Origin of the sequence: Klebsiella sp. JB_Kp042, assembly GCF_040065275.1 — a bacterium.
GTDB lineage: Bacteria > Pseudomonadota > Gammaproteobacteria > Enterobacterales > Enterobacteriaceae > Klebsiella > Klebsiella quasipneumoniae.
Window position 1 is genome coordinate 17,210 of sequence record NZ_JBEAJL010000109.1, and the last position, 8,987, is coordinate 26,196.

General features: G+C 55.3%; 11 protein-coding genes. 6 read left to right on the plus strand and 5 right to left on the minus strand.

Annotated features, from left to right (window positions below):
• Positions 1-81: 81 nt before the first annotated feature.
• From trkA to def, 4 genes are read right to left on the minus strand one after another with little or no spacing between them, the layout of a single operon-like run.
• A complete protein-coding gene (trkA, locus tag ABLV54_RS23365; RefSeq protein ID WP_050534363.1) occupies positions 82-1,458 on the minus strand; it encodes a Trk system potassium transporter TrkA in 1,377 nt (458 codons plus the stop codon).
• Between the two features lie 13 nt (positions 1,459-1,471).
• Entirely contained in the window at positions 1,472-2,767 is a 1,296-nt protein-coding gene (gene rsmB, locus ABLV54_RS23370; protein ID WP_023291170.1) for a 16S rRNA (cytosine(967)-C(5))-methyltransferase RsmB, read from the minus strand.
• Positions 2,768-2,819: 52 nt separating this feature from the next.
• On the minus strand, positions 2,820-3,767 hold the full coding sequence (fmt, locus tag ABLV54_RS23375) for a methionyl-tRNA formyltransferase (protein WP_050534364.1): 948 nt from the start codon (positions 3,765-3,767) through the stop codon (positions 2,820-2,822).
• 14 nt (positions 3,768-3,781) lie between these two features.
• Positions 3,782-4,291: a peptide deformylase gene (gene def, locus ABLV54_RS23380; RefSeq protein ID WP_004206802.1), complete on the minus strand. Its 510-nt coding sequence runs from the start codon at positions 4,289-4,291 to the stop codon at positions 3,782-3,784.
• A 128-nt stretch (positions 4,292-4,419) separates the two neighbouring features.
• On the opposite strand from def, the gene dprA reads away from it, so the two are divergent.
• The 6 genes from dprA to ABLV54_RS23410 are packed head-to-tail and all read left to right on the plus strand — an operon-like array spanning position 4,420 to position 8,211.
• Positions 4,420-5,544, plus strand: a complete 1,125-nt coding sequence (gene dprA / locus ABLV54_RS23385; protein WP_044524937.1) for a DNA-protecting protein DprA — start codon at positions 4,420-4,422, stop codon at positions 5,542-5,544.
• The gene (smg, locus tag ABLV54_RS23390; RefSeq protein ID WP_002919137.1) at positions 5,516-5,989 is read left to right on the plus strand and encodes a DUF494 family protein Smg; all 474 of its coding nucleotides are present in this window, start codon (positions 5,516-5,518) and stop codon (positions 5,987-5,989) included. Before dprA ends, smg begins: the two co-directional genes overlap by 29 nt.
• Positions 5,990-6,015: 26 nt before the next feature.
• Positions 6,016-6,558: a type I DNA topoisomerase gene (locus ABLV54_RS23395; RefSeq protein ID WP_023291168.1), complete on the plus strand. Its 543-nt coding sequence runs from the start codon at positions 6,016-6,018 to the stop codon at positions 6,556-6,558.
• 4 nt (positions 6,559-6,562) lie between these two features.
• Positions 6,563-7,135, plus strand: coding sequence for an L-threonylcarbamoyladenylate synthase type 1 TsaC (gene tsaC / locus ABLV54_RS23400; protein ID WP_004206805.1), 573 nt, complete (start codon positions 6,563-6,565; stop codon positions 7,133-7,135).
• 3 nt (positions 7,136-7,138) lie between these two features.
• The gene (aroE, locus tag ABLV54_RS23405) at positions 7,139-7,957 is read left to right on the plus strand and encodes a shikimate dehydrogenase (protein WP_050534365.1); all 819 of its coding nucleotides are present in this window, start codon (positions 7,139-7,141) and stop codon (positions 7,955-7,957) included.
• Positions 7,954-8,211: a DUF1488 domain-containing protein gene (locus tag ABLV54_RS23410; protein ID WP_048298473.1), complete on the plus strand. Its 258-nt coding sequence runs from the start codon at positions 7,954-7,956 to the stop codon at positions 8,209-8,211. The genes aroE and ABLV54_RS23410 overlap by 4 nt, the downstream gene beginning before the upstream one ends.
• On the opposite strand, the gene ABLV54_RS23415 is transcribed toward ABLV54_RS23410, so the two are convergent.
• On the minus strand, positions 8,187-8,741 hold the full coding sequence (locus ABLV54_RS23415) for a gamma carbonic anhydrase family protein (protein WP_050534366.1): 555 nt from the start codon (positions 8,739-8,741) through the stop codon (positions 8,187-8,189). The two genes, ABLV54_RS23410 and ABLV54_RS23415, sit on opposite strands and share 25 nt — an antisense overlap.
• Positions 8,742-8,987 lie beyond the last annotated feature (246 nt).

Below are 8,987 nucleotides of genomic sequence, written 5' to 3' on the forward strand. Positions count from 1 at the left end.
TTCCCCGTAGAGCGTTACAGGAAAATATTAACCTTTGAATAATAAGGGATAATAAAAGGCGCCTGTTCGACGCCCTGGGAATTACAGGAAGAAGGGGCTTGGCTGGAACAGCCTTTCTACATCGGAAATAAACTTTTTATCAGTCAAAAACATGATCACATGATCGCCCTGCTCGATCCGCAGATTATTATTGGCGATCATCACGTCATTCCCGCGCACGACGGCGCCGATGATCGTGCCTGGCGGAAGCTTGATCTCATCGATCGACCGCCCGACCACCCGCGAGGTGCTCTCATCGCCGTGTGCCACTGCTTCGATCGCTTCCGCAACGCCGCGGCGCAGGGAGGAGACGCCGACAATATCGGCCTTACGGACATGGCTGAGGAGGGCGGAAATCGTGGCCTGCTGAGGCGATATCGCGATATCAATGACGCTACCCTGAACCAGATCCACATAGGCTCTGCGCTGGATCAGCACCATCACTTTTTTGGCCCCCATTCGCTTGGCCAGCATCGCAGACATGATGTTTGCTTCGTCATCGTTAGTGATGGCAATAAACAGGTCCACCTGGTCAATATGCTCTTCGGCCAGCAGCTCCTGATCCGATGCATCACCGTAGAAGACGATAGTATGCTGCAGTTTTTCTGCCAGCTCAGCGGCTCGCTGCTGATTGCGCTCGATAAGCTTAACGCTGTAGTCTTTTTCCAGCTTATGGGCCAGGCCCGCGCCAATATTGCCGCCGCCGACCAACATGATGCGTTTGTAAGGTTTCTCCAGACGCTGGAGTTCGCTCATGACCGCGCGAATATGCTGCGAGGCGGCAATAAAGAAGACTTCATCGCCGGCCTCGACAATCGTCGAACCCTGTGGGCGGATGGGGCGATCGTGGCGGAAAATGGCGGCCACGCGCGTATCGATATGCGGCATATGCTCGCGCATGGTGGACAACGCATTCCCCACCAGCGGACCACCGTAATAGGCTTTCACCACGGCGAGGCTGACTTTACCTTCGGCGAAGTTCACGACCTGCAGCGCGCCGGGATATTCTATCAGGCGATGAATATTGTCGATGACCAGCTGTTCCGGAGCGATTAAGTGATCGATGGGCACAGCTTCAGAATTGAAGAGCTTTTCCGCATCGCGGACGTAATCAGGCGCACGAATACGGGCTATACGGTTTGGCGTATTGAATAATGAATAGGCGACCTGACAGGCCACCATGTTGGTTTCATCCGAACTGGTGACCGCCACCAGCATATCGGCATCATCGGCTCCTGCCTCGCGCAGTACGCGGGGGTGAGAACCGTGCCCCTGGACGACACGCAGGTCGAACTTATCCTGCAGGCTGCGCAGACGGTCGCCATTGGTATCAACCAGCGTAATATCATTGTTCTCGCCGACGAGGTTCTCCGCCAGCGTGCCGCCGACCTGGCCGGCGCCCAGAATAATAATCTTCATCTGCAGTGATCCATTAGTTCCGACGTTTGATTAGCTTAGCGTAAAAGAAGCCATCGCCTTCTTCCGCACCCGGCAGATTTTGCTGTCCCGGGCTTGCCGGCGTACCGGTTGCGTGAAGCTCTGCATCCGGGGTCCGCGCGAGGAACGCGGCAATTTGCTGACTATTCTCTTCCGGCAGAATAGAACAGGTAGCGTAAACCAACGTGCCGCCTGGCTTCAGATGCCCCCAGATGGCATTGAGGATCTCGGCCTGCAGCTGGGCTAAATCGCCGATATCCCGATCCCGGCGCAGCCATTTGATATCCGGGTGGCGGCGGATAACGCCGGTGGCGGAACAGGGGGCATCCAGCAGAATACGATCGAACTGCTCGCTGCCACACCACTGCTCAGGGAAGCGACCATCGCCCTGTTTGACTTCGGCTTTCATGCCCAGCCGTTTCAGGTTGTCATAGACGCGGGAAAGACGCTGTTCATCAATGTCCACCGCCATGACCTCAGCCTGGGGAGCGACTTCCAGAATATGCGTCGTCTTGCCGCCCGGCGCGGCGCAGAGATCGAGAATGCGCTCGCCGTTTTCCGGCTGCAGATAGCGCATGCAGCCCTGGGCCGAGGCATCCTGAACGGTTACCCATCCTTCGGCAAAACCCGGCAACGCATGGACCGGGGCAGGGGTGGCCAGACGCACGGCGTCGGGATAGTCAGGGTGGGTGAAGCCCTCTAAGCCAGCCTCTTTAAGCAGAGCAAGCCATTCGTCTCGGGAATGATGGTTGCGGTTAACGCGCAGCCACATCGGCGGGCGCTGGTTGTTCGCATCGACGATCTCCTGCCATTGTTGCGGCCAGGCCTGCTGCAGACGCTTCAGCAGCCATTTGGGATGAAGGTAGCGGTTTTCCTGCCCGGCGAATTCTGCCAGTAGCTCTTCCTGCTGGCGCTGAAACTGGCGTAACACCCCATTGATCAGCCCTTTAAGCTGCGGGCGCTTAATCGCCACCGCGCCTTCTACCGTTTCAGCCAGCGCGGCGTGCGGAGGGATGCGGGTGTAGAGTAACTGATAGAGCCCAACCATAATCAGAAAGTGCACGGTGCGCTGTTTGCCGGTCATCGGACGCGCCATCAGCTTGCTGATAAGCCACTCCAGCTGGCTGAGCGTACGCAGTACGCCAAAACACAGCTCCTGCAGCAGCGCTTTGTCTTTATCGCTGACTTTTTGCTGTAGAGGGGGCAGGACGTTGCTTAAAGACTGACCTTTTTCAACGACTTGCTCGATAGCCTGGGCGGCCAGGCTGCGTAAATTTATATTCTTTTTCATAAGCGCAAAAATAAAAATGCCCGGCGAACCCGGGCTTCAGAAGAGACGACCGTCAGGCGAGACGGGTGCCAGGAGTAAACCACTCCCGGCGGGAATTGAGTAAATCCTGGGCGCTCATCGCTTTTTTACCCGCAGGCTGTAGTGACTCCAGACTGAGGATCCCATCGCCCGTGGCGACCTGGATACCCTGTTTGGTTGCTGCCACGATAGTACCCGGTTCGGCATGCGCAGCTTCGGCAATGACCGATGCCCGCCACACTTTTAGCGGCTGCCCGTCAATTTCCAGCCAACTCATTGGCCACGGATTAAAGGCGCGGATGCAGCGCTCCAGCTGTGCGGCAGAAAGCGACCAGTCGATGCGAGCTTCTTCTTTACTCAGCTTCTCGGCGTGGCACACCAGCGATTCATCCTGTACTTCAGGCTGTGCGGTGCCGTTGGCCAGCTGGGCTAAGGTTGCCAGCAGACCTTGAGGGCCGAGCTCGGCCAGCTTATCGTACAGGCTGCCGCTGGTATCCTCTGCGGTAATGGGGCAGGAAAGCTTATACAGCATATCACCCGTATCAAGGCCGACGTCCATCTGCATGATGGTTACGCCTGTTTCGCTATCCCCGGCCCACAGCGAACGCTGGATCGGCGCTGCGCCACGCCAGCGCGGTAGCAGGGAGCCGTGAACGTTGATGCAGCCCAGACGGGGCATCTCCAGCACCGCTTTCGGGAGAATCAAACCGTACGCCACCACCACCATGATATCGGCGCCGAGATCGGCGACTAATTGTTGGTTGTCCAGCGGACGCAGGGAAGATGGCTGGAATACAGGTAAGTTATGGGCTTCAGCCAGCACCTTTACCGGGCTCGGCATCAATTTTTTGCCGCGGCCAGCAGGACGGTCTGGCTGAGTGAATACGCCAACAACCTGATGTTCAGACGACAACAGCGCGTCAAGATGACGCGCTGCAAAATCGGGGGTGCCGGCGAAAATGATACGTAGTGATTGTGACACGGTATTCCTTGTTATCAGGCACGGGAACGTAAACGATCCAGTTTCTCAACCTTCTGACGAATGCGCTGTTGTTTGAGCGGTGACAGATAATCAATAAACAGTTTGCCGACCAGATGATCCATCTCATGCTGAATACAGATAGCCAGCAGGCCATCGGCCTCCAGTTCAAATGGCTTACCGTCGCGATCCAGCGCTCGGATCTTCACTTTTTCCGCACGCGGCACCAGGGCGCGCTGTTCCGGAATCGACAGGCAGCCTTCTTCAATGCCCGTTTCGCCATCTTTTTCCAGCAGCTCCGGGTTGATTAACACCAGCTGCTCTTCACGATTTTCCGACACATCAATAACGATAATGCGCTGATGGATATCGACCTGGGTCGCGGCCAGACCAATGCCCTCCTCAGCGTACATGGTGTCGAACATATCATCGACGATACGCTGAATTTCCGCATTCACTTCTTTGACCGGCTCGGCGACTTTGCGAAGGCGCTCGTCCGGAATATGTAACACTTGCAAAACTGCCATAAAGTTCCAGAGTCGTATTCAGGAGTTGATAAGATTATTAGCTCTATTCTAGACAAAACACCCTGCAATTGACAGTCTCACTGTCCAATCGCAAAGATTGTCAATACCGCTTATGGCAGGGGGTAAGGATGACGCCCGACGAGATTTGGCTGCGGCTGATGAAGGTCAGTAACTTGTATGGCGACAGAATGCTGAAGATCGCACAGCGCTTATGCGCAGCCGCCAGCGTTGATCGTGAAGCGCTGCATGCTGTCGGGATGTCCGCGGCGCAAGCAATGTTATTTTTTCGGCTTGACGGGCGTGAGCTTGATGAGACGCGGCGCTGGCTGGAGCACCCGGAACATCATCTGTTACGGGCCGACGATCCGCGCTTTCCGTTTCGGCTAAGGGCCATCGCTGATTACCCCGGTGCGTTGTTGGTCAGCGGCGATCCCGCTCTGCTTCACAGCGCGCAGCTTGCCGTTATTGGTAGTCGCCTGCATTCCTGGTATGGCGCTCGCTGGGGGAAGCTGTTCAGCGAAACGTTGGCGCGTAAAGGAATGACTATCACCAGTGGGTTGGCGTTAGGCATTGATGGCGTAGCGCATCGCGGCGCGCTCGCGGCCGAGGGCAAAACCATCGCGGTACTGGGCAACGGACTGGGTAAGGTTTATCCGCGACGCCATGCAAGCCTCGCCCAGCAGATCATCGATAATGGCGGTGCGCTGGTGTCTGAATTTCCACTAATAACGCCGCCGCTTCCCGCGCATTTCCCCAGGCGCAACCGGATTATCAGCGGCTTGAGCCTGGGCGTGTTGGTGGTTGAGGCGGCATTGCGAAGCGGCTCGCTGGTTACCGTCCGCTGTGCTCTGGAGCAGGGAAGGGATGTGTTTGCCCTGCCTGGGCCGATAGGCAATCCGGGATCGGAAGGCCCACACTGGTTAATTAAGCAAGGCGCGGTGCCGGTGACCTCGCCAGAGGATATTGTGGAATACTGGCACAACGAGCTGACCTGGCTAACTGATACGTCTGATTCGATAAATAATTGCGCCGATCAGCCGTCTGTAGCATTGCCATTTCCGGAGCTCCTGGCTAACGTAGGAGATGAGGTAACACCTGTTGACGTTGTCGCTGAACGTGCCGGCCAATCTGTGCCAGTAACCGTAGCTCAGCTACTTGAACTGGAGTTAGCAGGCTGGATCGCAGCTGTACCCGGCGGCTATGTCCGATTAAGGAGGGCAAGCCATGTTCGACGTACTCATGTATTTGTTTGAAACTTACATCCATAGCGAAGCAGAAATGCGCGTGGATCAGGACAAACTGACGCGGGATCTTACCGACGCAGGTTTTGAGCGGGAAGATATCTATAACGCGTTAATGTGGCTCGAGAAACTGGCTGATTATCAGGAAGGTCTCGTTGAACCCATGCAGCTCGCTTCCGACCCACTGTCGCTTCGGGTATATACCGAAGAGGAGTGCCAGCGTCTGGATGCCAGTTGCCGGGGATTTTTACTCTTCCTCGAGCAGATTCAGGTGTTGAACCTCGAAACGCGAGAAATGGTGATAGAGCGCGTACTGGCGCTGGATACGGCAGAATTTGAGCTGGAGGACCTGAAATGGGTCATCCTGATGGTACTGTTCAATATTCCGGGCTGTGAAAACGCCTATCAGCAAATGGAAGAATTACTCTTCGAAGTAAATGAAGGTATGCTGCATTAATCTTTTTGCAGCAACATCGAGTTGTTATGACCAAATCAGCACTGTTTTCGGTGCGTAAAAATGAGCCCTGCCCGCAGTGCGGGGCTGAACTGGTGATCCGTTCCGGGAAACATGGCCCGTTTCTCGGCTGTTCGCATTATCCGGACTGTGACTATATCCGTCCCCTGAAAAGTCAGGCGGACGGGCATGTCGTTAAGGTGCTGGAGGGGCAAGCATGCCCATCGTGCGGCGCGGTTATGGTGCTACGCCAGGGGCGTTTTGGGATGTTCATTGGCTGTAGCCGCTATCCGGAATGCGAACATACCGAGCTAATTGATAAACCAGATGAGACGGCTATTGCTTGCCCGCAGTGCGGACAAGGCCATCTGGTCCAGCGTCGTTCCCGTTTCGGTAAAACCTTTCACTCCTGCGATCGCTATCCTGATTGCCAGTTCGTTATCAATTTTAAACCGGTGGCGGGCGAATGCCCTGAATGCCATTACCCGCTGTTAATAGAAAAGAAGACGGCGCAGGGGCTCAGACGCTTCTGTGCCAGTAAACAATGTGGAAAGCCGATCCCGGCGGAATAAATCAGTGAACAATAACCTGCCCTCAGAAGCCGTCGCCCATGCCGTGGCGGTCCTGAATAATGAACATGTCATCGCCTATCCCACGGAAGCTGTTTTTGGCGTCGGCTGCGACCCTGACAGCGAAACGGCCGTTATGCGTCTGCTGGAGCTGAAGCAGCGTCCTGTTGAGAAGGGATTGATCCTTATCGCCGCTAGCTTTGAGCAGCTGAAGCCCTATATTGATGATTCTCGGTTAAGTGACTCGCAGCGGGCAGCAATCTTTTCCTGCTGGCCAGGACCGGTGACGTTTGTATTCCCGGCTCGTCCTGAAACGCCACGCTGGCTGACGGGTCGTTTTGATTCGCTGGCCGTACGCGTAACCAACCATCCGCTGGTGATTGAATTGTGCGAAGCCTACGGAAAACCGCTGGTCTCGACGAGCGCCAATCTCACCGGTCAACCGCCTTGCCGCACTACCGCAGAGGTCCGTGCTCAGTTTGGTGACAGCTTCCCGGTCGTGGATGGCGCTACGGGCGGACGTCAAAATCCATCTGAAATACGTGATGCCCTGACGGGTGAACTGTTCCGCCAGGGGTGAATCATGGAAACCTACGCTGTTTTTGGTAATCCGATTGCGCACAGCAAGTCGCCTTCTATTCACCACCTTTTTGCCCGCCAGTTAGGGATTACCCATCCTTATGGACGTGTGCTGGCGCCGCTGGACGATTTTGTCTCTTCTCTGAATCAGTTTTTTGCGGAAGGAGGAAAGGGCGCCAACGTTACCGTTCCTTTCAAAGAAGAAGCCTTTGCGCGCGCGGATGAACTGACAGAACGCGCTGCGCTGGCGGGAGCGGTGAATACCCTGAAACGTCTGGAAGATGGGCGTTTGCTGGGCGACAACACGGACGGTATTGGTCTTCTGAGCGATCTGGAGCGTCTGGGATTCATTAAGCCACGCCAGCGGATCCTGCTTATCGGTGCCGGTGGCGCATCGCGTGGGGTACTACTGCCGCTGCTGTCGCTGGGGTGCGCTGTGACGATCGTCAATCGCACCTATGCTCGTGCCCATGAGTTAGCCACGCTCTTCGCCCATACCGGCAGCGTCAGCGCCCGGGAAATGGATACCTTAGCCGGGGAAACTTTCGATCTGATCGTCAATGCAACATCCAGTGGGATAGAGGGTGATGTGCCGGCTATCCCGGAGTCTGTTGTTAACCCCGACGTGTATTGCTATGACATGTTTTACCAGAAAGGGGCGACGCCATTTCTTCAGTGGTGCCAGCAGCATGGCGCAACCCACTGCGCTGACGGGCTGGGAATGCTGGTGGCGCAAGCCGCCCATGCTGTTCTGCTATGGCACGGCGTCCTGCCGGCTATCACCCCGGTTATAGAAAAGCTGCAACAGGAACTGAATGCATGAATCAGGCGATTCAGTTTCCCGATCGGGAATCATGGGATGCCGAACGGCAGGGCGTGGTTTTTCCCGCGCTGGTGAATGGGATGCAATTAACCTGCGTAATTTCAGGGCAGATCCTGCAGCAGCGTTTTGGCGCAGAGGGGCCAGCGCAGTGGCTGGCCGCATTCCGGGAACATCGTTGGGATCTTGAGGAAGAGGCTGAGGCATTGATCCGCGATAATCAGGAGGATGCTCAGGGTTGGGTCTGGCTCTCCTGATCCAGATATTCATCTTTCCATTTCACATAGTTATTTGCTGAATATTTTAGGCCTTCCCGCTCCGCCTCTGTCAGGGGGCGGATCTGTTTGACCGGATTGCCAAAGTAAAGGAAGCCGCTTTCAAGCTGTTTATTCTGCGGCACCAGACTTCCCGCGCCAATCATGACGTCATCACCAACCACGACACCATCTAACAAGATCGAACCCATACCAACCAGCACGCGGTTGCCGATAGTGCAGCCGTGCAGCATCACTTTGTGACCAATCGTCACATCCTCTCCAATGATCAGTGGATTTCCCTCAGGCTTGTAAGAGGATCTATGGGTCACGTGTAGAACGCTGCCGTCCTGAATATTGCTACGTTGACCTATCGACACGAAATTGACGTCGCCGCGAATGGCGACCAGAGGCCAGACGCTGACGTCATCGGCAATTCTGACATCACCGATGACGACACTGGATGCGTCAATCATGACGCGAAGACCGATTTGCGGGAAAAATGTTTTATAGGGACGCAGGTGAGCAGACATGTTGACCTCAAAAATACGGGAGCGTAAGAAGACTTTGGTGGCTTTTATCTCGCTCTGCAACCCCTGAAAACGGTGAAAATTGAGCAAATCGCGCAATTACACGGCGAAAAGGGTGAAAAATCACCATTCAGAAAAAAAGATCGAAAAAAGGCTTGTGCAAAAAAATGGGATCCCTATAATGCGCTCCCACTGACACGGCAGATGTGAATCACTTCACACAAACAGCCGGTTCGGTTGAAGAGAAAA

Excerpts from the sequence above, each read along its gene's own strand:
- dprA (WP_044524937.1), top strand. The coding sequence starts at position 4,420 with ATGACGCCCGACGAGATTTGGCTGCGGCTGATGAAGGTCAGTAACTTG.
- def (WP_004206802.1), bottom strand. The coding sequence starts at position 4,291 with ATGGCAGTTTTGCAAGTGTTACATATTCCGGACGAGCGCCTTCGCAAA.
- ABLV54_RS23415 (WP_050534366.1), bottom strand. The coding sequence starts at position 8,741 with ATGTCTGCTCACCTGCGTCCCTATAAAACATTTTTCCCGCAAATCGGT.
- ABLV54_RS23410 (WP_048298473.1), top strand. The coding sequence starts at position 7,954 with ATGAATCAGGCGATTCAGTTTCCCGATCGGGAATCATGGGATGCCGAA.
- aroE (WP_050534365.1), top strand. The coding sequence starts at position 7,139 with ATGGAAACCTACGCTGTTTTTGGTAATCCGATTGCGCACAGCAAGTCG.
- smg (WP_002919137.1), top strand. The coding sequence starts at position 5,516 with ATGTTCGACGTACTCATGTATTTGTTTGAAACTTACATCCATAGCGAA.
- ABLV54_RS23395 (WP_023291168.1), top strand. The coding sequence starts at position 6,016 with ATGACCAAATCAGCACTGTTTTCGGTGCGTAAAAATGAGCCCTGCCCG.
- trkA (WP_050534363.1), bottom strand. The coding sequence starts at position 1,458 with ATGAAGATTATTATTCTGGGCGCCGGCCAGGTCGGCGGCACGCTGGCG.
- rsmB (WP_023291170.1), bottom strand. The coding sequence starts at position 2,767 with ATGAAAAAGAATATAAATTTACGCAGCCTGGCCGCCCAGGCTATCGAG.